The following is a 25,435-nucleotide window of genomic DNA, read 5'->3' as shown; positions in this document are numbered from 1 at the left end:
ATATCACAATGACACTGCTTTGCGTATACAGAAAATAACTAATTTTATCAATGGGATATAATCGAAGGGAACGAGACGAAAATGGGGAAATATTTTGGTACGGACGGTGTCCGCGGAGTAGCAAATCAACAATTAACAGCAGAATTGGCATATAAAATCGGACGCTGTGGCGGGTATGTATTGACGAAAGAAGTATCTAAGCCGCGTGTACTTATCGGGATGGATACACGCGTATCTGGGCGTATGCTTGAAGCATCTCTAACAGCAGGGATGCTCTCGATTGGTGCAGATGTTGTGCAAGTAGGTGTTGTATCGACACCAGCAGTTGCTTATTTGACAAAGGAACTTGGATTTGATGCAGGGGTTATGATCTCTGCTTCTCACAATCCGGTAGAAGATAACGGAATTAAGTTCTTTGGCCGCGATGGCTTTAAGCTGCTTGATGAGACTGAGAATGAAATTGAGGCACTTATGGATGCGGCTGTCGACGAACTTCCTCGTCCAATTGGCGCAGACTTGGGTACGATCTCTGTAGACACAGAATTGAAGTGGAAGTACGTTGAATTCTTGAAGACAACGGTCAAGAACTCTTTCGCTGGCAAGCGTATCGTATTGGACGGTGCGAATGGTGCTGCGTTCGAATTGGCGCCAAAAATTTTCCGTGATCTTGGCGCGGAAGTTATTGCAATTGCTTGTGAGCCAAATGGTTTGAACATTAATGCGGATTGCGGTTCTACACACCCAGAGAAGCTGCGCGAAGAAGTATTGCGTCAAAAAGCGGATCTAGGCTTGGCATTTGATGGCGATGCGGATCGCCTTATTGCTGTCGACGAGACAGGTGAAGAAGTTGATGGCGACTTTATTTTGCTTATTTGCGGCGAAGCTATGAACCGTGATGGTCGTTTGAACAACGGTACGATCGTATCGACGGTTATGAGTAACATCGGTTTCTACAAGGCAGCAGAGAAGCTTGGCTTGCAAACGGCGAAAACAGGTGTAGGTGACCGTTACGTAATGGAAGAAATGCGTCGTGGATCGTATAACCTAGGTGGCGAGCAATCTGGCCATGTTATTTTCCTTGATTACATTACAACGGGTGACGGTATGCTGACAGCGATTCAGCTTGTGGATACACTTGTTGGTGATGGGAAAAAATTATCAGAAGCGAAAGCTCTTATGCGCAAATATCCACAAGTACTTGTCAATGTACGTGTACAGGATAAGAGTAAGTATGAAGGCAATGCAGCTATTCTAGAAGCAGTGGCAGCTGTAGAAGCTGAGCTTGGCGATAATGGGCGTGTATTGGTGCGTCCATCCGGTACAGAGTCTCTGATCCGCGTTATGGCAGAGGGTCCTGAAGAGGGCTTGGTAGAAGCTTATGTGAAGCGTATTGCAGATGTTGTTGAGCGTGAGCTGCAATAGTTGGCTGTGAATTAAATAAGGATACCGTTCTTTCTCGCTAAGCAACAGAAGCGGGGAAGGACGGTTTTTTTGTATATTAATAGTTCAGTTTTTATGTATGTATATTCATATAAAGTAGTAATTATATACAAATATTATGGCGTATATTGCAAATGGGTGCCGCAGTGCATATAATAAAGAACATGTTCAATCTAAAGGTTATGGATAACGTCGAACATTGCCGTGTTCGAAATATCTTTGAAATGCGATCCATAGATTGAATACGTATTCAAAATTAGAAAGGTAGGGTAGTAACTAAATAAGGTTATACAAGCGCCAGCACTTGCAGCTATGGACGGCAGCAGCAGCAAGTGGACGAGGTGGAGGTGTTCGAACCTGTTCGGCGGGGACCTCCCGGTGTACCATCTACATCGAAACGGTATAGCAGAAAACAACGAGGCAACTTGTTGGACAATGCGTATCGGCAAGGTGGAACTTGAACTTTTACATTACTATTGATCTTATAAAATATATGAGGTGGTCTGCCTCCTTACAGCATCGCACAACCGTAGACTGAATAATGATTCAGCTTCTGCTCGTTGGTGCAAGAATAGGGTCTCCCTAATCGACATGCTGCAGGAGGGAACTACCTTCCATCTGGATGCAGTTGTCGGAACAGGTAGACCACAGCTTCTTTGAATAGGTACAGTCATAGTGTGACGTTTACAGCTCTTGGACGGATAAAGGGTCTGTATATCTATATAGCTGATAATCCAACGAGTATGAAGGAACTTACGTGCGCGGCGATGTCGAATGAGGCAGCCCCGATAACGGAGGTTACCTATTTATGTGTGGTATTGTTGGATATATTGGAGCTCGTAATTCGCAGGAAGTATTGTTGGATGGACTAAGCAAGTTGGAGTACCGTGGCTATGACTCTGCTGGCATTGCTGTAACGACTGAACAAGGTCTGCAAGTTCGTAAGTCGAAAGGTCGCTTGGCAGTGCTAGCTTCTCAATTGGAAGAGAATCCATTGCGTGGCGACGCTGGTATTGGTCATACACGTTGGGCAACACATGGTAAGCCATCTGATGAGAACTCCCATCCACATACAGATGCAACGATGAAATTCTCTGTTGTGCACAACGGCATTATTGAGAACTATTTGGAGCTAAAAGAAGAGTTGATCGCTGCAGGCGTACAATTCTTGTCTGAGACGGATACAGAAGTTATTTCTCACTTGATCGCTCGTGAATACGATGGGGATATTGTGAAGGCTGTACAGCGTGCAATTCGTCATATGCGCGGTGCATTTGCACTTGGTGTGTTGACAGAGCATGAGCCAGATCGATTGGTTGCAGTACGTTGCGCAAGCCCACTTGTTATCGGTGTTGGCGAAGGCGAGAATTTTATCGGCTCTGATATACCAGCTATTTTACAATATACGCGACGCGTATATATTTTGAATGATAATGAAATGGCAATCCTGACAAAGGACGCTGTCGAATTGATGACGATCGAGGGCAATACTATTTCTCGGGAAATGATTGTTGTCGATTGGGATGCATTGACTGCGGAAAAGGACGGATTCGACCATTTCATGCTGAAAGAAATTTACGAACAGCCTAAGGCATATCGTGACACAATGCGCGGACGTATACTGGATGGCTTGGAAGGTGTCAAACTTCCTGAATTGAAGGTTCTGACACCTGAGCGTTTGCAGTCGATTCGCAACGTTCATATTATCGCTTGTGGTACAGCTTATCATGCAGGATTAGTTGGCCGTACGTTAATTGAGCGAGCAGTGAAGATACCTGTAGAAAATGATGTTGCGTCTGAGTACCGTTACCGTGATCCGATCATTACACCAGAGACGCTTGTTATCGTAGTTAGCCAATCTGGTGAAACAGCAGATACACTAGCTGCACTGCGTGAAGCGAAGAGATGCGGAGCACCTGTATTGGCGATTACTAACGTTGTCGGCAGCTCGGTTGCGCGTGAAGCAGATGACACGATCGTAACATGGGCAGGTCCTGAGATTGCTGTAGCTTCGACAAAGGCGTATACGTCTCAGTTGATTGCTTTCATGCTGTTCAGCCTATACTGGGCACAAGTTACAGGTCGTGCTGAAGTAGCTGATCTTCGTCGAGAGCTTGCAGCAATGGAAGCATTGCCTGAGCAAGTAGAGAAGCTACTTGAACAAGCGACAGAGATGAAGCGTGTTGCTGAGGACATGGCGAAGCATGACAACTTGTTCTTCATTGGTCGAGGTGTTGACCATGCGGTTGTGCAGGAAGGCTCTTTGAAGCTGAAGGAGATCTCCTACATTCACTCTGAAGCGTATGCAGCGGGTGAGTTGAAGCATGGTACGTTGGCATTGATCGAAGATAACGTTCCGGTTATTGCTTTGTTGACTCAACCAGCTCTTATTGAGAAAATGGTGAGCAATATTAAGGAAGTAAAAGCTCGTGGCGGTGTCGTGTACGCGATTACGGATGAGGCACATGCAGAGCTTGTAGGTAAGGAAACAGATGGTGTGTTTGTGATTCCGACTACACTTCCTCATTTGAGCCCAGCATTGTCGGTTGTTCCACTTCAGTTGATCGCTTACTATGCATCACTTGCACGTGGTAATGACGTTGATAAGCCGCGTAACTTGGCGAAGAGTGTGACGGTTGAGTAGGATTGACTTAGCTGTGATTTGATGTTGTCAGAAGAAAATAAAGTGTTAGACTGAAAAATAAAGTATTAGACTAAGAAAATAAAGTTGTAGACTGAGAAAATAAAGTATTAGACTCACATATACGGACATACTGCTACTAGTAGCTCTTCTACAGTCTTAGATTCGACATCTAGAATAACAACACGACTTTTTATTTAGGGCTGCCTTTTAGGTAGCCCTAAATTTTGGTTTTGAACTAGCAAATAAGATTAGAATCTTTAAATGGGGGCAGAGAGATGAAACTACAAATCGAACAGTGGGTTGAAAAAACACACCCTTTTGAAGAAATTGGACTTGATTTGTTTAAAGAATCGGTATCCTGTTACAAGATAGGTGCATATCGTTCAGCATTTTTAATGTCCTATCTTGCATTGATGCAAACAATACGGTATCGAATTTTAAACTTTACGACTAAGCCTCAGTTTGTAGAGGAACGAAATTGGAATAATTACCGGAGTGCATTGGATAGTGATAGGAGCTGGGAAGAAGCTGTCTTTAATGTACTATCAATATCAAAACCAAAGTTTAATAAAGCGAGCAAGAGTTTTGAAGTTGATAAAAGGGTTATTAAACTATCAAATCACGATGAGATAATTGCTGATCTTTTAAGTTGGAGATACAAAAGAAATCGATGCGCACATGCAAAAGTAGGCACCATCAATAGCTCAACCGTAGAATGTTTTTGGAGTTTTATTCAAGATAACATATTTAAGTTCCATGTAAACGGGGGACTAGAATACTATAAGGAAGCAATATATAAAGCTTATAGAGATCAATATGAGAAGGTTCATGTAACATACAAAGAGCATCTTGATGCTCTTCCCACTGCAGAACTGACCAAAGAGGAATTAATTGAATTGTGGGGAGAACTAGAAAGTAAAATAGATAGCTTAAACAGTACAAAAAAAGAAAGCCTAACTTTATTTTGGTCAACAATATTATTGCATTCAGATTCTATGATAAAAAGTAGTTTTGTAGATTTTGTTAATGATAATAGTATTAGATTTATTCGATTTTATAGCCTGACACCGGAATTATTACCTATGGTAATGCAACAGGTGGATGCACACCTATTTAAAAAGGAAAAGTTATATTTATGGATAAAGAAAAAATTTCACTATGTGGAGGAAGATTTCTTTTGGAAATTAGTTGTTGATATTCTTAAAAACTATACTCCTAAAGAAGATTTAGAAGACTTCTTCAGTTTCATTAATTTAAGTAAGATTCGCGTACTTCCAAATGAAGAAGAAACAAAGATCCTAAAAGAAAATTCTTTTTTTGCTTCAGTTGAGGAATGGCTCTGTTCACGTCTGAGATATAGTTATGACGAGGTGCCTTCCCATTTAAGTGATATACATTGCACGCTGTATGTGTTAGAGAATATAACCCTTAATTCAAAGATAGTAAGCTTTTTAAATGCGTATATGGAGAATTTACAATCTAAACATTATCCAATGACAAATGATCTGTATTACAAATTTAAATATTTCATTCGATTCAACAAAGAATTTTCTGGCAGGTTACGAATGTTTGTAAATGAGAATCAGATTGAATTGTGTAGGGCATTAATTGAAAATTTAGACAACCAAGAGGAGTAACACTGATAACTGAAACGATAATAATTTTAATTACGAGTAAGGCTTCAAGCAGTCTACAGAATTGACATCCAGAATAACATCATGACTTTATTTGGGGCTGCCTTCGGGTAGTCCCGTTTTTTATAGAGGGGGTGTAATAATGGCTAAGCGGAAACGTGAGATTACACAAGCTAAGATAGAACGATTTCTTAAAGAAGGAAGAGGTCAAGGTAACGGAAAGGACTATCTTCCTTGGCTTAGTGTTCAAGATGTTCCCTCACAAGGGAGAGCGACGCGCGGCATAGGTTGGACTACTGGCCGACGACATGAGCTTTTTTCCAACATCGAACGTGATTATTGCTACCTTCTGGATTATTCAGAAGGGGTAACGGATATTCGAGAGCAGTTTCCACTCCTTCCACTTGAAGAAACATTGATGATCGCAGAGAAATTAGGCGTCAAACATCCGGAGGATCCTAAGACGGGCACTCCTATTGTAATGACAACAGACTTTTTGATTACTTATAAGGATAAAGAATATGCAAGAACGGTTAAACCTGCAGCTGAGTTAGAAAATGATAGAACGATTGCAAAGTTTGAAATTGAGCGTGTTTATTGGGAGACACATCATGTTGATTGGGGAATCATTACGGAGCGTGATTTACCTAATATATTGATTCGAAATATTGAATGGATTCATAAAGAATTTTACAACGAGGATGTAACGGAATTAGGGATATTAGTTGTACAAAACATGCAAAGAATTCTATCAAATCGCCTATATGAAGGAGATACGATTGCAAGAGCCTGCTTGTCTGCTGATGAACAACTTGGATTGGAAGTAGGCACATCCCTTGCGATGTTCCGCCATTTTATAGCACGTAAGATTTGGTCAGTTAATATGTATGAAAGAATTATTCCAACGCAAGCAGCCATTGATTTTGAAGTACATACAACAATAGAAAGATTGGCGAAAGGTGGGTGAATGAAATGAAATCGCTCTATGAAAATATGGTTCTTGAGTGGCATGTGGCAGATGAGGAGGATCATTACATCGAACGTATTCTATGGATTTCTCCTGCTAGAGATACTGTCATTAGTATTGCAGTGAACGACGATAAAGCATTTCCGATTATGAAAACCTACTCTGAGTATACGGCTGGTATAGAGTCCAACCTTTGTAAACAAATCGAGTGGATTAACACAAGTGTCCCTTTATTAGATTCTGCTATAGAGCCCGAGCATTTGAGTCTACGTGATAAATCATGGGATGCAATCAAGGATATTGTAAGTGATGAGCCAGGCTGCTTCGATAAACGTTATAGGGGATCTTGTGTAAGAGAAGCACAAGAACGAACAGGTCTTCATAAGAGTACCATTTATCGTTATCTACGGAGATACTGGCAAGGTGGGAAACTGAAAAATGCACTATTACCCCACTATACGAATTGCGGAAATTATGGAGCAGACAGAACACCGACTGAGGTAAAGCGAGGACGGCCAAGGAAGTTTCAAGATGAACCGACAGGTATCAATATTGATGAGGAAACGAAGCAATTACTTCGCTCCGGTATTCGCTTGTTCTATAACAGCAAGGATAAGGCACCACTTAAGCACGCTTACCAGAAGACCTTGGAAAAGTTCTTTGCTACTGGATTCCGTCAAGATGGTCGCGCTCTTGTACCTGTGCTGCCTCCCACTGACAAGCTACCAACCTTCGGACAATATAAGTATTGGTTCAAGAAAGAAATGGATTTGGAGAACACATTAACAAGCCGACATGGGAAGAAACGATTTGCCTTGGATTACAGACCAATACTGGGTAGTTCTACGTTTGAAAGCTTTGGTCCGGGTTCTAGGTTTCAAATAGATGCTACGATCGCAGACGTTTACTTGGTTAGTGAATATCGACGTGAATGGATTATTGGGAGACCTATCATTTACATCGTAATTGATGTGTTCAGTCGCTATATTTGCGGTATTTATATTGGGCTTGAGGGTCCGAGTTGGATCGGTGCCATGATGGCACTAGCAAATACAACAACGGATAAAGTCCAATTTTGTGCTCAGTATGACATCGATATTAGTCCAGAAGAATGGGTAAGCAGTCATTTGCCCCAGAAGCTTACAGCGGACCGTGGTGAACTTGAAGGTACAAAACCAAGTCATCTCATCGACATATTAGGTGTGGATGTGGAGAATGCACCTCCTTATCGAGCTGATTGGAAAGGGATAGTGGAGCAACAATTTCGATTAACGAATATGCGAAGCATTCGCTTTATTCCAGGAGCTATAAAAGAGCGTTACAGGGAACGTGGAGAGCGTGACTATCGTTTGGATGCCAAGCTGACGCTACGAGAGTTCACACAAATTATGATACATAATGTTCTCTATCATAATAATAACCATCATATGTTGTGGTATGACAGAAATGAATTTATGGTTGCGGATGAGGTCGCTCCGGTCCCTAGTGAGTTGTGGCATTGGGGAGTTATTAATCGTAATGGCCGTCTTAAGAAGCAGCCGGATCATATCGTGAAGTTGAATTTAATGGCTCAAGGAGAGGCAACTGTAACTGCGGCTGGAATTCAGTTCAAGGGCATGCATTATAGTTGTGACTTGGCCTTGCGAGAGCAGTGGTTCGTGAAAGCGCGAGCCGGAAAAACATGGCGCGTTAAAGTATGTTACGACCCTCGTTCTACAAATGAGATTTACTTGTGGTTAGATGAAGGACGCAGCTTTGAAACATGCACGCTGTTAGAACGGGAAGAACGTTATCTTGATAAAAGAATTGAGGAAGTAGAGGACCTGCTGGAAATTGAAAGATACCAGGGACGGCATCAGGAAGTAAACAATATGCTGTCCAAAATTGAACTTGATGCTCAAATGAAAGCCATTGTAGATTCGGCAGCTAAGATGACAAACGAGGCAATTCAACATAGCGAGGAAAGTAATCATAAGCGTGTTAAAGGCACTAGGCAGCGCCGTTCCAATGAGAAACTGTTAAATCGAGAACAAGAAGTTTTTCACTTATCTGATCGGGGTTTAACTCCTAAGAACTCACAAAATAATGTGGTTCCATTAAAGCGTGACGAGGATGCGGATAAACCGGTTTACATACCTCCTGCGGACAAGCTCTCTAAAATTAAAGCATATTTACTTGAAGATGGTGATGACGAATGAGTGAGTTCGATGTTCCGTTATTTCATTTCAGCCGAGGTGAATTTGTAGAGGCAGATTATCAAGATCCTTTACTGGAAGACTATCGAAACAATCCGTTATTAGAAGCTCTTCCGCCAATATGGGACGATAAGACGGTTGTCAATAAATTAGCATCTAAGCCAATCTTTCATGCTTCAGAGCGTGATCTGCCTGTTCACTTGCGTTTACATTGTGTACAACGTATTTCTCGTGATTTCTTTTGGCCATTATCAAGGCATTTAGAATTACAACAGAGTATTTCACGGCTCATTCGAGATGGTTATGTAGGCCGCAATCCTCTTACCCCGAACTATGCGTTCAGGGCTCGTAGAGACGCCTATGATCTCATTATGAAGGGCAATACAAGCGGATATCCCGTGAACACACCAACTTCAGCTGGATTTGCGTTAGTCGGTATATCCGGAATCGGTAAATCCAGTAGCTTATTACGCATTTTACAGATGTACCCCCAAGTTATTTTACATCGTAAATATAAAGGCCAAGATATGCCGGCTCCTTATCAAATTGTATGGCTGAAGATGGATTGTCCGCATGACGGATCTATAAGAGGTTTATGTCTTAACTTTCTTCTTGCTGTTGATAGTCTGGTTGGAACTAGATACTACAAGAAAAATGCAACAAAGAACCCTGATGAGCTGCTTCCATTAATGGCGCAAGCTGCAGCTGTTCATTGCCTAGGTGTTCTCATCATTGATGAAATTCAAAATCTTCAAGAGGCCAAAGATGATCGAGCAGCGCAAATGCTTAATTTCTTCGTTCAACTAGTGAATACGATAGGATTACCAGTGGTTCTTGTGGGTACCTATAAAGCTCTGCCTGCACTTAATGGAGAGTTTCGCAATGCTCGGCGTAATAGTGGTCAGGGTGATGCTACGTGGCATCATTTTAAGAAGGATGAGGAATGGACTTGGTTGTTGCAAGGTCTGTGGAAGTATCAATGGACAGACCAAAAAGTAGTGCTTGATCAGCAATTTATCGATGTCATGTACGACGAGTCACAAGGGATTTCAGATATTGCGATCAAACTGTTTATGCTGACTCAGTGGCGAGCTCTAGATAAAGAAATATCTCATATTACACCCGAGTTAATTCGTTCTGTTGCTAGGGATCGCTTCACCTTAATTCGACCTGCTCTGGAGGCTTTGCGTTCCGGTAAGAAGAAGCAAATTCAGAAGTTTGCAGACATCTACGATAGTGTTTCTATTGATGACTACTTAGATAGAATCGAAGCTGAGCAAAGGCAAGCAGAACGTCTTGAAGTAATAAGATCAGAGCTTGGCTATGACGTAACGGAGCAAACCACGAATGAAATAAGTGCATGGCTCGTTGATGCAGGCATTGAGTTAGCGGCTGCTCTTCAGTCAGCAAATGAAGTAGTAAAGACGCACTTGCATGAGCTGGACACGATAGACCTGCATAAAGAGGCTTTGAAATATGCGCTTCAGCAGCAGAGTACAGCTGTGAATAAATTACCTTCCAAACAGGGAAAGGGCAAGTCGAAGGTGATGCCGACAGAGCCTAATGATCTACGCTTAATTGTAACCCAAGGGAAAAAGAAGAAGTTATCTGCATACGATTCATTACAGACGGCTGGTTACATCAAAGATCCATTAGAGTTTATTGGATAAGGTTGTGTTCAGATGAATGAACGTTGTGAGCTTCCCCTTCCTTACCCGGATGAGCTCCTATACAGCGTTGTTGCACGGTATCACTTAAGAGCAGGCAATAGTAGTGCCAAGTGTACGCTTAGGGAAGTATACGGCACAGAGAATGTCATTCCAACCACGGATCTACCGAGTCATTTGGATTCATTGAATGCTATACAACCTATCTCCGTGGATCAGTGGATTGATAAGCATACTTTCTATCCGTACTATGCTTCTTTCATGCCAAGAGATCGTGCCCTTCTATTACGCCAACTAATGAAGAGCTCAGACGGATCGGGTATACATGCTCTGGTTGGTATTACAGCTAGCACTATTGCTAGGAACAGTCATTTACACTTTTGTACGACCTGTTATGAAGAAGACGTTCAGAGATATGGTGAACCTTATTGGCACCGTGTGCATCAGCTTCCAGGTGTGAAGGTTTGTCCTACACATGGTTACGCTCTGCAACGAATTACGAGTCCTATGTCCGAGCGTCATGGGCTAACTGCTCTCCCAATATCCAGAGATAAGTTTGAATCCATACCGATAATCGAGCAATTGAATGAGTATGCACAGGGACAACTATTTGAGATTGCTTCGGACATCCAATTGCTTATACAGATGCAGGATACGCAAGTTTTCTATAACTCTAGACGCTTATTGATGCATCGTTTGTCAGAGATGGGATTGGTGACACCGGGAGCGCGTGTTAGGCAGCGTAAACTACAAGAAAAATTCATTACTTTCTATGGGAGAGAGCTATTAAACATGCTGGAATGTCTGCCGCAGCAAAACGATCATAGCTGGCTTGCTAGTGCTACAAGATCAATGCGATATGTTGTGCATCCTTTACGACTAGTGTTTTTATTACGGTATTTATATGGTTCATTCTCGGAATTCTTAAAACGGTCTGATCAAGAACTAGCTCCTTTTGGTAAAGGTCCCTGGCCATGCTTGAACAAAGCGGCGGATCATTACAGGGAAGCTATTATAAAGGAGTGCAAAGTTACTCGCTGCTCAGATACTGGACAACCTGTTGGAACATTTCATTGTGCATGCGGCTTCTCGTATTCAAGGAGAGGACCGGATCAATCGGAGGAAGACAGATTTCGTAGAGGTCGGATTAAGTCGTTTGGTTCGGTATGGGAAGCTAGACTCAAGGGATATCTGCAAGCAGGCCTGTCCTATCGTTCAACAGCTATTAACCTTGGTGTCGATACGAATACCGTCATTAAGTACGCCGACGGAAATACCACTAGACATATATGCAGTTTGAAAGTAACAGGAAAGAAGAACAAGGTAAAGAAACCGTCTAAATTAAACGGATGCAAGCCTGTTCGCGTGGACTGGGGACTCCGTGATTTAGAGCTGAGCTGGCAGGTTGAGGAGACATGCAAGGAGCTTATGAATGATCAATCTAGACCAGTTAGAGTACGTGTAGCAACCATAGGGAAACGAATTGGTAAGTTGAGCGTGCTTGAAAAGTATAAAGATAGGCTTCCTATTACGAAGAATATTCTATCGAATTATTTGGAATCTGTATCACAGTTTCAAATTCGAAGAGTACGCTGGGCTGCTGAACAAATGAATGGTGAATGGCCTTTGAAGAAATGGAAGCTTGTAAAGAAAGCTGGACTTCGACCAGGATATTCTCCAGAGGTGGGGGATGAGATTAGTCGTTGTATCAGTTATAACACGTTTATATCCCCACTTACATCAACTGAGGTGACACAATGGCTGCAGTAACGTTGAGACCCTGGCCATTTCCAGAGGACCAGGAAGCTGAATTATATTGGTTTGGATCGCCTTATATGGACTACAAAGAAAATTGGCGCATACGAGTCGCATTCCGTATATCTTCTAACAATATTAAGGTAGTTTCCTATCCATGGGGAACGCTACCTTGTTTGCGTATTGGACAACTTTATACAAACGGCGCTTACGATCCTGTAAAGCCTTTAAATGGCTCTACATTTAAGCTATCTATAAATAACCTAAGTCAAGGTATTGTCGTAAACAGCTTTAAATTGCCCAAACGATTAATCGATCTAAATAAAAATCCTGAACTCGGATTGCAGAACATTATTCAATTTAAAGTAGATTCACTCACCTATTGTATTCCTGTCATAGAATTCATTCGGGCCATGTTTGTTAACTCAAGAAACATGGCGTTGCATTTGCTTCAACCTCATGGATTAGAGCTGCTTGTTGATCGAAGTGAAATGTATGGAGACGTACTTCATTTCGATATGAGTGCACGTGTTCCTGTCAAATTAGCGACCGATAGTAATGCACGACACCTATCGTGGATCTACATGGATAGAAGGATACGAGCGATGTGGGACTCTGTATATCAACTTTTGTTCAGTCAGGCCATTAAGAATTCACCGCAGAATCCTCAAGCCGCTCTAAAGAAAGGTATTCCAATGGATATTGATTTAACAGAAATAGGTCCTCTTCAAATGCATGTTCGAGGAGAACAGTTCATTGATTATGTTTTAGTTAAAGAGATCATTGGCTTCAGTGGATTCGAACATCCACATGAGAAAATCTTGTTCTGGCACCCATCTAAGAAGAGACGAGAATCGACTTATGGTGATAAACAAGTGCGACTAACTTCAAGAGCAGACAATGATGATTTCATACTGAACGATGAAAGTGATCATGCGAAAGAGGATATTCATCAAGATGTCTTGGAAGCGCCACCTACCTTTATGCATTTTTCAAATGTTCCAGTTGTAACCACTCGCAGGCAAAATGTAAGGCAATCGAACACGGGGCAAGATGTTATTGTTAACTCAGGCAGAGGTGGTAAAGCATCAGGTGCACAACAAGAAGTAAGCACACAGGATTCCATTGTTGGTGGTGACACACCTCCTATTGATTTTCAAACACTTGAAACAATTCCAGCCTCAGAGGGAATCGGATTGGAGTCTTTTTTCGAGATGATTCAGTATTTGAAGCAGACGTACCCTGTTACGATCAGTATGTCATTACTACGGATACCGCTAGGTAAACGTTTTTCCGTATGTCCGAATGGAGCTCGCAGGACATGTGCTGTTGTGCAAATTACCCATCATTTAAAAATAAGATATATAGTGGAGGTTGCTCGTCCTGATTCTTGGTCTATATCGACGTTAATTTTTAATCAAAGAGAGCAAACCCCACTATATAGAATAGAACATTATATTAAGGAGCTTCTTGAAAAAATGGTTCAAAAAGGAGGTCACTGGGACCAAACTTTATTGAATCAGTACAAGGTCGAAAAATTAAAGCATTATAAGAGTGATAAGTCAGAAGAATGGGCACTCAAGTTATATACAAAACTCTGAAAAAGCAGCTTAAATTAGACTAATTACTCGAAGAGACTTTTTTAAAATAAATTATGCTCTCTCTTCCATAAGGAAATGCAATCCCTCTTCTTGTTAATTCTCTGGCAACCTTAATGGAGACAATTTCAAATCCAATATCTTTAGCAATTTCAGAAATTATTAAGTCTGTCGCAACAGGAGTCAAATTATCTTTCTTTTTAGAACCAAATAGTGAATTGGCAACAATACAGGCCAAGGAAGCATCGTTAGAAGTGATGCTGTGTAATTTCGATAGTGTCTTGTACATATCATCAATATAGCCGAGAATTGTAGTATAAAACTGCTCTTTTTTCTCTAATGATTCTAAATAAGTTATTAAATCATTAATAATTTTAGAATGATAAGATTTGTAAATATCAGTTTTTTCGAACTTTATACTGGGATGAGAACGGAATGTTCTATATCTCAGGTTACGGAACTCTTCTTTATTCGAAACAAATTCCAACATCCAAAGTTCTATTTTATACACTTCAGTGTAGTCAAAGTGATTCAGATATGGTGGGGAAAAGACAACAAGATTATAACCTTCAAATACGTCATAAGGTTGAAGTTCCCGAATATCAATATTAACAATCTGTGCTTTAGAAACAGTGTGTGGACTATGGCTTGACTGAAGGACTTCACATTCTTCAATCATTTTACAACATTTCTCAATAAAGATTTGTTTAACATCATAATCTACCAATTCTCTGACGATTTTTAGTGCTCTTCCTGATTTTCTCATACAACTCACTTGCTCTAGTATTGATGCGAGAGCGAGTTTGAAAAAGTTTGCTTCATACGAATCAGAAAAAGTATTTTTTATAAGTTCTCGTAAATTAAGGAGTTGAATTAAAGTTTTATGAGAAAACGCCTTGGGTATAGTGCTTAATTCTGGTATATTTAATTCAGTTGTGTAATTAAATATATCGATGGACTCTAAATTTTTGATAAATAACTTAGAAGCTGAAGTATTAAGGGTTGAAAATTTCACCTTAGTGTCAGCAACAAAGTGAATAAAAGGATTTACTTCAATACCAGTAGCCAACTCAACATGTATATCTGTGTCCAATAAAATGGAAGATAGTATAGTAGTACCTGATCCACAGAATGGATCTAGTAACCGAACATTTTTATTGATACTGAAATACTCTAAGATTTCATTTAAAAGGTTGGGCGAGTAACCTTCTTTAAACTTATACCAATTATGAACATTGGATTGTTGAGTATCCGATGGATGTACAAGTGACTTATATTTAATGTCCTCATCGAGGTTTATAGTACTTTCAATAGCTTCATAGTAGGTAAGTATATCTAAATTCATAAGTTGCACCCTTCTTGTGTAATTGCTTAGATTATGTATATGATAACAAATTTGTGTGCATACCGGTAGTGTTATTTTGAATGCATTTTATATTTCCGAAGGAGATAATTAAGATGGAAAGTACCAGAATATCGTTACCCAAATTGATTTATTTTGAAATCAATAACTTTTCTCTGTATGACGTGAGTGAACATAAAATTACTATTGATTTTATGAAGCCTGCTGCTTGTATCATTGGAGCAAATGGTTTAGGAAAGAGTACAATGTTGAATTGTATCAACTATGCATTAACAGGGATGATAAATCAGCCAGGAAGAAAGGTCAGATCAATATTTGAGTACTATAGACAAAATAAGTATTATAATGAATATTTTGAAGGAAGAATTCAAGAAAAAGATCGAGATATTGCTAACATTAAAATTGTCTTTTCTATAAAAGATTGCAAAATAACGGTCGTTAGAGGATTTTATCCTGACAATTCAGTGATTCATTTTGAATGCAGCAATGATAAATATGATAGATATGAGGACGCAGTTGTATCATTGATGGGATTAAAAAACTTTGATCAGTTTGCGTTTTTACAGGTTAAAGTACTCACTTTTGATGAAGAGAGAGAGTGCTTATTTTGGGATCCCAATTTATTAACCTCTACATTGTATCTGACAATGAATTTGTCTCCAGAAATTGCAGAGAAAGCGGACATTATTCAGAGTAATGTTCAAAAATCAAACTCTAGAATTCGAAATCTTCAATTTGAAATCAATAAATTGAATAAAAGAATTGAGACTCTGACATCTGAATTAATTGAAAAACCTCAAAGTGATACTAATCAAGAATTGTCAGATACAGAGTTGAAAGAAAAACATGAGATGTTAATAGAGGGACTAGAGAAAGCAGAGAATGATTATTCTCTAGCTAGATCCGAATATGACTTTCTGATTAGTGTTATATCTGAACTAACTGCAAAACAGCATCTTGTTAAGTCAGAGTATGACAACTTATACAAGACACTGTTCAACAGTAACTCGGCTGTTGATTTAAGAAATAGTCCAATAATTTCTGAGCTACTTCATGGGAACTGCATAGTATGTGATACAAAAGGCACAGATATATGGAAAGCTTCTGAAGAAAAAATTCTAATGAATAAATGTCCATTATGTGAGTCTGAAATTTTGCATGATAATCATAATCATGATGAAATTATGCTTCGGCTTGAGGAAGTAGATAATAATTTGCAGCAAATAAATGCAGCTTTAGAAGAGCACATATTAAAGTCTGCTCGTTTAAGAGGTTTGATGGAATCATCTTCTAATTATATAGAGAAAACAAAACTTGAAGTTATGAAAATAGAGCAGAGTTCTACATATATGATAATTAATGATGGCGAAGACAGTGGAGATATACGCATTAGAGAAAGAATTGAATCTTTAAGACGTGCGGCATTAGAGGTAGAGATTGATAAAAACGATCAGATTGTACTGCGTGATAATCTTATGGATGAAGCCTCGGATTTACATAAACTGTTGACTAATTCATATAATGATGCGAGAAAACACTTTCTCCCGAAATTCCGGACGCTCGCGAGAGCCTTTACAGGATTAAATGTAGATATCATTTTAAATGAAGTTATTGTGGATGCGAAGAAAATGCTTGCATTTTCTTTATCTATGGAGGAATCGGGAAGGAAGTATGATCACCAACTATCGGAATCGCAACGTTTTTTCCTAGATATCGCATTGCGGATGGCTATAGTCGATTATATCGCGGACAACAATTACGAAGGATGTATGCTAATTGATACACCGGAAGGTTCTTTAGATATAGCCTATGAAGCAAATGCTGGTGAAATGTTTGCTGAGTTTATAAATCGTCAGCATCAATTAATTATTACAGCAAATCTAAATTCATCAGGCTTGGTGAAAACTTTTGCAAACAAATCTGGAAGCGCAAGATTTAATCTAATTAACATTATAAAATGGGCTAACTTATCAACTGTTCAAAGTGAGCGTATGCCTCTCTTCACTGAAGCTCTTAAAGATATCGAAGCTGCTATGAAAAGCGGTGAAGATAATAGATGATTTCACCCGAGGCGAATTTCGACATACAGTTTCTTTTAATACAATCTAGAAAAAAATATAATGAACTACACAATTCGGAAATAAATGTTCTTACGTATCTCGCCCAATTATTAAGTGTTTATGATGGTTTGTTTACTAGCGACTGGAAATACTATTTTACTTATCATTCATTAGGTGGTCCTTATAGTACGGAAGTAGCTAATGAGATGCTGCAACTTAAAAGAAAAGGGATAGTATTTGAGTCAAAAGAAACTCCAAATTATTATTCAATTAGTGACTCAACTAATGTGATAGAGAGTGTCCTTAAATTATCAAAATTTGATCGTTTTAAAAGTCGGGCAATGTATTTAGAGACTGCATTCAATGCATGCTTAACTAAATCTTTACCTGAGGTATTTCATGCATTAAAAGAAGAGCCAGGATTATCAGATGCAGAGGAAATTGGTAGTAGAACAGTATTGCATAGTGAAAGTAATAAAATGATATATGAATATTTTGGAGCATTAAAAAGAGAACTTGGTGATATAAGAGAGGATATATTAATCCCCGCTTCAGTTTGGATTGATTATTTATTACTACTCTCTGAAAAAAAAGCAGGTGAAACAAATGATTGACTTATCCTTATTAAGGCAGGCTATGGATCAAAACTTAGAATTTAAAGTAAAAGAGGCTTTTGAAGGTAAGCAGCAACTTAATATTTCTTATTTGACTTCTTTTATGGCCGAGCTTTATAAATATCACCCACCTGAAAAAGTAAAATGGAAGTTTAAATGTATATTAACAACTGAGGAGATTAATTATTCTAAAGGAAAGATTGTGCACAGAGCAGAACTTTTTCGTGATTTCTCATCTTCTATGTGTATATTACTTATTAGCAACGATAAATGCTTAGTTTCAGGGCTAGATGACCATACTTTTGATGAAACAAAGGCAGTAATTTATACATATGAAAATGGAGTTGAAATATTTAAAGCCAATGGGAAAATAATAGAAGTTCCCAATCCTGATTCAGCATCAATTAGTATTTTTGCAAAGCCGACATTTAAGGATCTAGATGAAGCATTGTGGATTTACTACAACAAAAGAGCTAAAACATCAATTTGTACTAAATTGAGAGAATGTTGGATTTCATCAGATAGATTAAGATTCAAAGCTGGCCCAGAGCATATTATGAGAGATTCATTATACTATTTCTTAGATACTGGTCTCAGAGGATCTCCAATTGTAAAAAGAGAACAAAATGTTGATGATACTGATCCTGTTGATATTAAGGTATCATGGAGTTGGTCTAATGCCTCAGCATTAATTGAGGTGAAGTGGCTGGGGAAATCATTTGATCCAAATTCTAAAAAACAAACTAAGGATTTCTCTCAAGCAAGAGCCATCGATGGAGCACAGCAGCTTCAAAATTACTTAAAGGTTTCAAATGAAGAGAACCCTGAAATATATTTTAAAGGATATCTTGTTCTTTTTGATGGTAGAAGAAGAGGATTAGGAACAAGTTTCACAACCGTACCTAAATCAGATCAAGCTTGGTACTACAAAGAGAAAGAAATTCCTTATCCTGAATCTGTGCAAAACGACTCACATTTGCAATCATATAGATTTTATTTGGAACCTACTGCTGTAGCAGAAGGTTAGTCTTGAAGAAATAAATATTGATGTTTAAGCCATTATCAATTGTTCTAATTAGTTTATGGACATATAACTTTATCTAACTAAAAGAATCCACATGATCTAAATCACAGGGATTCTTTTTTTTTCCAAGAGTTTAAAGCTACAGACTTTGCAGAGTCTAACAATATATTTTTTTGAACAGGTGGCTGTAGAAAACAAATTAAGTCTGCCACTCCGCACACAAAGTCTGCTACTGAGCAATTAAAGTTTGTCACTAAGCCGAACGAATTTCAGGAATTTCTCTGATTTTCACGCGGCTTTTCTTTTACCCAGATTCTGTTTCAAGCCCTTCTCCATACAATTACTAAATTGATAATTTTATAAACTTTTCCATATACGAACATTCATATTTTTCTATGGAAATAATTCCTTATTGGTAACTTCAGCTATTCCGAGAATACCTGTTTTTTTCTGTGAAGGTCCATCATAATAGACATATTTGTATTGCAATTTCACTATCTTTCAAATTAACCTAAAGTTAAATGTATAAAATCTCTATGTTTGGAGCTGAACAGACAATGGCTAAACAGAAGAAAAAAATTGACTTAAAAAAAAGTTGTATGGAGTTAATTAACCAAAATGAAGAGTTAAATAGCCTGTTCGACAAGGTTGCTGTTAATTACAGGGAAGAAAGTGACGATTTTAGTGTTAGCATATTACCAAATTACTCTGAAGCTAACAAAGAACGATATGCTCAACAGAAATCATATACTAATTATCTTTTATCTCTTCTGGAGGAGATCCATCGGTACAGTTACCTCGCCCTATGTGAAACCTTCATGTATCAAGAACGATTGGATTATAAGGACGATAATAACTTTTTTAGTTCTCGTTACTTTTTATCCAATGCGTCTTTTCACATTATAGGGGCATGGGAGAGAACAATACGTTTATCTGGCCTCCTTTATGGATATGACTTTAATCAATCTTTGAAGTATTCTCACATTTATAACGCTTTAAAAAAGAATAGGGAGTTTAAATGCAATGAGGTTTTTCTTGTGATTCAGGAGTTGAAGAGTAGCACTCATTTTCCTGATATTGAGGAATTGCGAATCAGTAATGACCACAAACTTTCAAAGCATGTTGAGTATGAGAGTGATGATGATTTACGAAGGATGGCTTTGTCTTGTTACGAAAATGCAAAAGGGCTTTATCAAATTATTTACTATTACATAAATCGATTTCTAAATGAAAGAATTATTAGAGTCACTGAAATAGATTTGACGCTTTTTAAATGGAATCTAACTTTAGATGTAGTTAAAATAAAACCCATTATTTCAAAAGAACTTACAAGTGAACTACTCCCAGCACGATTGGATAGATGTTCAGATTATCTTTCTAATCATATTTATACTTTTGAAGCATTAAGGTATATCACCAATCATTTTCTTACTACGTTAAATAATAATTCTAAATACATGCTTCTTCATTCAGATCTTGTGTTTAGGTTGCATGAGGCAACTAGATCTTTAAAATTCGCTTATAACCTTATTGTTAAAGCCAAAAAAGAACATAAGGAACTTGGCGAAGAATCGGTGTGCTTTGTAAATATGGACTATGCTTACTTTGTTGAATCGGCTATATCACGCGTCTACTCAGCCTATGATAAAATAGCAATGCTTCTCCATTATTATACTGGCGGAGGAAGTAAAGAAAATTCATTTGAGCAGTTTATGCGAAATCATAATGATGAACTAGAAAATGAAGAACTACTACGGCTGGCAAATTCAATCTACAATCGAGACGAATATAAAGAATTGTATCAACTTAGACAAAACAACTTTCATCATATGGTGAAGGAGAACTTTATCAATCGTAGTGATAGCGAATGGAGTCATGTATACAATTTGATTCTCGTCAGTAAAAATATTCAGATCTTAAAGCCCCTAGTAAGTAAACTTATGGAACTCTATGTTGATGATCCAGCTTGTTTGAGGAATTCTGGGAACTAAAATTGAGTCTCCGCAGGCTCTATTGTTTATTGAAATTAAAGTGCTAAATTGAAAATGAGAGTTATAGGATGAAGTAATCATTGTAAATGGAGATGCTTAATTTGGAGAGAATCTTGGGCACTTGTCCGAGGAATTGCTCGATAATTTACTTGTTTATGTATTTCGTACAGCTAACAATCTGTAATTGACGCAATTTTTGAATTGAGTAGCCACAGGAATTCGTACTTGACAATTACTCTTGGCATCGAATAGTCTAATACTTTTTTTTCTTGGTGTAAGCGACTAGACACCGTAAATAATGGATCAGTCTAAAACTTATTTTTCAAAAGCTGACGATTTTCAAACTCGAAAACCGCGCTACAGCAACAACTCTAGTCTAACACTTTATTTTCTTCGAACAGATGTGATGAGTGTCTAGTGACATTAAAGTTGGTAACTAGACATTATAGTTGGTTACTGAATATGTTTGTAAATGCCTAGAAATAAAAAGTGTAGGACAGTACAATGTCGTGTCGACCTAATAAATATCAGGTCGGCACTTTTTTATGTGTTTTTCGGAAAACTATAGAACGTAAAGATATATGGGTTATTATTCCGTGAAAATAAAGTTGTAGACTGTAAAATATAGTATTAGACCGAAAAATAAAGTGCTAGACTGTGAAATAAAGTGATAGACTGGCTGCCAGTCATTAAACTAACAAGCCGTTAAGCTTAATATATAGTGGTACGGGTTTTCAAATAATCAGGACATGGTTTTCCAAATTGTGATAATGTTGTGTCCGATTTGTATTTTGATCTCTTTATTTATTAGGGTGTAGTAACATAAAGTAATAAAATTGTAGGGGGCTTTTTAATGCCTGATCTCTTGCTAGTGTTATTCTTGATAAACTTATCTTTATTTCTCTTGCACGAAATGGATGCGATAAGACGTTCTGAGTGGAGATTGTTTATCGTGCTTAAGGATATGGAAGATTCTAAAGCTTATAAAGTATTCACATTTATTCACCTTCCTCTTTACACAATAATACTCTATTTACTTTTTAGTAAATATCAGACAGTTACTTTTTGGGTCCTAGATTTATTTTTAATCATACATGCAATCCTGCACCTATTTTTTGAAAAGCACCCCCGTAATGAATTTAAAAATACTTTTTCAAGAACAATTATTTATCCAATGGGAATCCTTGCGGCTATTCATTTAGTATTACTATTTAATAACTGAGTATCAATAATATCAAAGACAAAGATGTTTGATTCGATAGCAATATTAAAACTCTGACGACTAAGCTAACAAGAAAACGATTGTTTATTTTCTCGTCCAAGGCTGCCGATTTCCAAATTCAAAAATCCTCATAAGATCAACATCTCCGGTCTAATACTTTATTTTCTTTGAACATGATGTTGTGAATGTGTTAAATATTGATTGTAACTAAATAGCAGGACCTCAAACGCCACGGCCAAGTGAACTGTAACCCTATTAGTGGACAGTATATAAAAAGGGTCCTTTCGATTTAAGCAGCAATGAGATGGCTCCTGAATTCATCAGGAGTCATCTTATTTAATGTCCACTGATATCGATGTGAGTTATAAAATGTGATGTACTCATCTACACAAATTCGAAGTTCTTCTAAATTTGTACATTGCTTATAGTCCAATTCATCTTTCAAGTGACCAAAGAAGCTTTCCATGGAAGCATTGTCCCAACAATTACCCTTACGCGACATAGACTGCTGGAACCCTAACTCAGCGATCTGCTTCTGTATGTTAGGATTCGTGTAGTGCATACCTTGATCCGAATGGAATATCGCCTCGGGGTGAACATAACCATCAAATCGTTCCATTAGTCGATCAATCGTTTCTTGCACTAATGATATCCCTAAGCTGGATGATAAGTAGTGAGCAAGGATTTGTCTGGTTGAACCATCTTTAATGCACGACAAATAAGCCCATTTTCCGTTTCCATAAGAGATATAAGTGATATCCGTTAACAGTACTTTCTCAGGTTCTCCTTGATCAAAAACACGGTTAAGAAGGTTAGGGCAGGTTTTGTGTTCTTGTGTTGCCTTAGCCATCTTACGATATGGATTTGCTCGACGTATCGATGTGATTAGTTTGAATTTGTGCATGATGCGACGAATCTTTTTATGGTTCATCACGACATTATCTATTCGTTCTAATCTCATTTTAATATCAAGTGCACCAGCTTTACGGTTTCTAGCTTCAAAATGCTCATTTATAAGTTGAAAATCTCTTTCATCCACAGTTTTTCGAAGTTGACGCTGTACCTCGGCATTACACCAACGATAATAACCACTTCTGCTCACCTCAGCAATTTGGCAGAGGAAACGGGTTACGCGATGTAATTTATATTTGCATAGCACTTGATGAATGAGTTCGAAGCGCTCGGAAGGTGTTAATGCCTTATTGGTTAGCCTTTCGAGCGCTTCTAGCTTTTTTAACAACTCATTCTCCGCCTCAAGCATCTTAATGCGTGCTTCAGCACATCGTAACTTCTCGTCTAGAGTTAAAGCATCTTTAGTGGACCTTCCTGTACTTGCCTTACCTCTACGGTCATAAAGTAATCCATCTTCACCGTACTCCGAGTAAATATTTCTCCAACGATGCAAACATTTCTTGGGTGTGTTTCGTCCGATGATTTCTGTAGGAAATCCTGCATCTACGAATATATCTAAAGGTGTTTTTCCTTGTTGATAAGCTTGGATACTAGCTACCTTAAACGTTGGTGAATAAGTGATGTTCTTTTCCGACACATGCAATACATTTGAATTTTTACTCAGTAACTCTATCTCATGCTTAGTGAAGCTCTTTCTCAATCTTTTCATAATCCGCATCCTCATCTACTTCTCAATACTATGATTAAAACATAAAAACCCGTAAGAGGGCACTTTTTTTAAAGTGTCCATCTTACGGGTTACAGTTCAAAGTGGAGGATGAGGTCCTTTTTTATAGGCGAAATTCAACTCTTAATGGGTTTGTAAAATCGTAAAATGACTTTTGGGACAGCCCCAATGTTTTTTATTCCTTCTGTTTCAGTTAGCAGCTAATCAGAAGGGGCTTAAATAATTATTCAAAGCACTACGGGAAATCAATAGCAGTTTATTCTTGAAACCTTCGTTACGCCAATAACGATGGTCTTTTTTTCTGTTTATTGATCTGAGAAAATAAAGTATTAGACCGTGAAAATAAAGTTATAGACTGCGGTTGTGCATTAGCGGGCAGGATAGTTTAATTTTTTTTCCGAATAACTTCAATTAGTGGGTTAATAAATATGTCCGTATCTCGGATCAAATTTGAAGGAGGAACAAATAAGCCGTATGGCTTCTTCTTTATAAATAACTTGTTGGGCTCAAGCATAAAAATCAATATATTTTTATTGTAAAACAATAAATTAAGTGATAAAATCAAAAACGAGGTGAAATAGATGAAAAAAGAGACGCTCTTTTTAAAAGTTGTTTTGGTTGTTATGGCAATTCCTGCATTAGTGATGTGTTTTTATGGACTTCCAGCGATGGCGCATAGTATGATGCCGGATTTCTCGTATATTAAAGTTTATCTTTCCGCTTTGGCTGCATATGTGGCGTCTATTGCGTATTTATTTACGCTACTTCAGGCATTTAAGCTTCTCAGGTACATAGATACTAATACCGCTTTTTCGCAAACCTCTGTTTTAGCGCTTAAGAAAATAAAGCGAGCGGCGGTTGTCGTATCACTCATGTTTGCATGTAATCTCCCGCTTTTCTACTTTGTAGCTGACGGCGCAGACGCACCAGGCGTTATGGTCATCGGGCTATTTATAACCTGTGTGCCAGTTGTAATCGCAGTATTTGCCGCAGTTCTTGAGAAACTGCTCAAAAACGCGATCGAGCTCAAAGAAGAACAGGAGTTGACCGTATGATAGTGGTTAACATTGACGTTATGCTTGCAAAGCGGAAAATGAGCGTTACTGAGCTATCGGAGAAAGTCGGCATTACAATGGCAAACCTGTCGATACTTAAAAACGGAAAAGCGAAAGCCATTCGAATCTCAACACTCGAAGCGATCTGCAAAGCACTCGATTGCCAGCCTGGAGATATTCTCGAGTATCGGCAGGATTGAATAAAATAAAAAAACCGCCGTACGTCGCAGATGTAAGTAATGATGAAGAGTTCTAAAGCTATATCAATCCTAACCACTACATAGCCTTCGCCTTTAAGGCTAACGGCAATATGACACTATGTCATAAGAATAACTCATCAATAATAATGCTTGCTCATGACCATTGTTTTCAGCACATTACACCCCTTGATAGTTATCCAGATTAATGAATGTACAAACTTGTTGCTTGGGTTGAAGAAGTTGCTAAGCAAGAACTAAGTAGATTGATAACACAATGAATGATTAAGCTAACGAGAACGTTAGTTCAACATAACAGCAGAAGTGCCACGCTGGAAGAGCGAACATTTATCTTGGAATGATGATAGCC

General features: G+C 38.4%; 17 protein-coding genes. 15 read left to right on the top strand and 2 right to left on the bottom strand.

Annotated elements, in window-relative coordinates:
• Positions 1-81: 81 nt before the first annotated feature.
• The 8 genes from glmM (at position 82) to IFO66_RS09345 (ending at position 13,903) form a co-directional block, all read left to right on the top strand.
• On the top strand, positions 82-1,422 hold the full coding sequence (gene glmM, locus IFO66_RS09380; protein ID WP_192024902.1) for a phosphoglucosamine mutase: 1,341 nt from the start codon (positions 82-84) through the stop codon (positions 1,420-1,422).
• An 826-nt stretch (positions 1,423-2,248) separates the two neighbouring features.
• On the top strand, positions 2,249-4,084 hold the full coding sequence (glmS, locus tag IFO66_RS09375; protein WP_192024901.1) for a glutamine--fructose-6-phosphate transaminase (isomerizing): 1,836 nt from the start codon (positions 2,249-2,251) through the stop codon (positions 4,082-4,084).
• A 275-nt stretch (positions 4,085-4,359) separates the two neighbouring features.
• Positions 4,360-5,721 carry a hypothetical protein gene (locus tag IFO66_RS09370; protein WP_192024900.1) on the top strand — a complete coding sequence of 454 codons (1,362 nt, stop codon included), beginning with the start codon at positions 4,360-4,362 and terminating at the stop codon, positions 5,719-5,721.
• A gap of 139 nt (positions 5,722-5,860) precedes the next feature.
• Positions 5,861-6,685: a TnsA endonuclease N-terminal domain-containing protein gene (locus tag IFO66_RS09365; RefSeq protein WP_192024899.1), complete on the top strand. Its 825-nt coding sequence runs from the start codon at positions 5,861-5,863 to the stop codon at positions 6,683-6,685.
• A 5-nt stretch (positions 6,686-6,690) separates the two neighbouring features.
• Positions 6,691-8,883, top strand: a complete 2,193-nt coding sequence (locus IFO66_RS09360) for a Mu transposase C-terminal domain-containing protein (protein ID WP_192024898.1) — start codon at positions 6,691-6,693, stop codon at positions 8,881-8,883.
• On the top strand, positions 8,880-10,550 hold the full coding sequence (locus IFO66_RS09355) for an ATP-binding protein (RefSeq protein WP_225445623.1): 1,671 nt from the start codon (positions 8,880-8,882) through the stop codon (positions 10,548-10,550). The genes IFO66_RS09360 and IFO66_RS09355 overlap by 4 nt, the downstream gene beginning before the upstream one ends.
• Before the next feature lie 12 nt (positions 10,551-10,562).
• The gene (locus tag IFO66_RS09350; RefSeq protein WP_192024897.1) at positions 10,563-12,317 is read left to right on the top strand and encodes a TnsD family Tn7-like transposition protein; all 1,755 of its coding nucleotides are present in this window, start codon (positions 10,563-10,565) and stop codon (positions 12,315-12,317) included.
• Positions 12,305-13,903 (top strand): Tn7-like element transposition protein TnsE, encoded by a 1,599-nt coding sequence (locus IFO66_RS09345; protein ID WP_192024896.1) that lies wholly within the window; start codon positions 12,305-12,307, stop codon positions 13,901-13,903. The genes IFO66_RS09350 and IFO66_RS09345 overlap by 13 nt, the downstream gene beginning before the upstream one ends.
• A gap of 19 nt (positions 13,904-13,922) precedes the next feature.
• Here IFO66_RS09345 and IFO66_RS09340 read toward each other — a convergent pair whose 3' ends face one another.
• Positions 13,923-15,245, bottom strand: a complete 1,323-nt coding sequence (locus tag IFO66_RS09340) for a TRM11 family methyltransferase (RefSeq protein ID WP_192024895.1) — start codon at positions 15,243-15,245, stop codon at positions 13,923-13,925.
• Positions 15,246-15,358: 113 nt separating this feature from the next.
• On the opposite strand from IFO66_RS09340, the gene IFO66_RS09335 reads away from it, so the two are divergent.
• The 5 genes from IFO66_RS09335 (at position 15,359) to IFO66_RS24215 (ending at position 22,174) form a co-directional block, all read left to right on the top strand.
• Positions 15,359-17,323, top strand: a complete 1,965-nt coding sequence (locus tag IFO66_RS09335; RefSeq protein ID WP_192024894.1) for an AAA family ATPase — start codon at positions 15,359-15,361, stop codon at positions 17,321-17,323.
• Positions 17,324-17,529: 206 nt separating this feature from the next.
• Positions 17,530-17,937, top strand: a complete 408-nt coding sequence (locus tag IFO66_RS09330; RefSeq protein ID WP_192024893.1) for a hypothetical protein — start codon at positions 17,530-17,532, stop codon at positions 17,935-17,937.
• The gene (locus IFO66_RS09325) at positions 17,930-18,964 is read left to right on the top strand and encodes a hypothetical protein (RefSeq protein WP_192024892.1); all 1,035 of its coding nucleotides are present in this window, start codon (positions 17,930-17,932) and stop codon (positions 18,962-18,964) included. Before IFO66_RS09330 ends, IFO66_RS09325 begins: the two co-directional genes overlap by 8 nt.
• Before the next feature lie 554 nt (positions 18,965-19,518).
• Positions 19,519-20,952, top strand: coding sequence for a Cthe_2314 family HEPN domain-containing protein (locus IFO66_RS09320; protein WP_192024891.1), 1,434 nt, complete (start codon positions 19,519-19,521; stop codon positions 20,950-20,952).
• Positions 20,953-21,805: 853 nt separating this feature from the next.
• Positions 21,806-22,174, top strand: a complete 369-nt coding sequence (locus IFO66_RS24215) for a DUF6713 family protein (RefSeq protein WP_337912783.1) — start codon at positions 21,806-21,808, stop codon at positions 22,172-22,174.
• A 289-nt stretch (positions 22,175-22,463) separates the two neighbouring features.
• Here the strand turns inward: IFO66_RS24215 and IFO66_RS09315 are convergent, their stop codons facing one another.
• The gene (locus IFO66_RS09315) at positions 22,464-23,795 is read right to left on the bottom strand and encodes an IS3 family transposase (protein ID WP_192024890.1); all 1,332 of its coding nucleotides are present in this window, start codon (positions 23,793-23,795) and stop codon (positions 22,464-22,466) included.
• A 599-nt stretch (positions 23,796-24,394) separates the two neighbouring features.
• Between IFO66_RS09315 and IFO66_RS09310 the strand changes: the two genes are divergently transcribed.
• Positions 24,395-24,868 (top strand): DUF2975 domain-containing protein, encoded by a 474-nt coding sequence (locus IFO66_RS09310; protein ID WP_192024889.1) that lies wholly within the window; start codon positions 24,395-24,397, stop codon positions 24,866-24,868.
• Positions 24,865-25,068, top strand: coding sequence for a helix-turn-helix domain-containing protein (locus tag IFO66_RS09305; RefSeq protein WP_113035934.1), 204 nt, complete (start codon positions 24,865-24,867; stop codon positions 25,066-25,068). Before IFO66_RS09310 ends, IFO66_RS09305 begins: the two co-directional genes overlap by 4 nt.
• Positions 25,069-25,435 lie beyond the last annotated feature (367 nt).

It is taken from the genome of Paenibacillus arenosi (assembly GCF_014841135.1).
GTDB classification, from domain to species: Bacteria; Bacillota; Bacilli; order Paenibacillales; family Paenibacillaceae; genus Paenibacillus_B; species Paenibacillus_B arenosi.
Note: the sequence above shows the minus strand (reverse complement) of the source record. Positions and strands in the feature narration are given on the sequence as shown.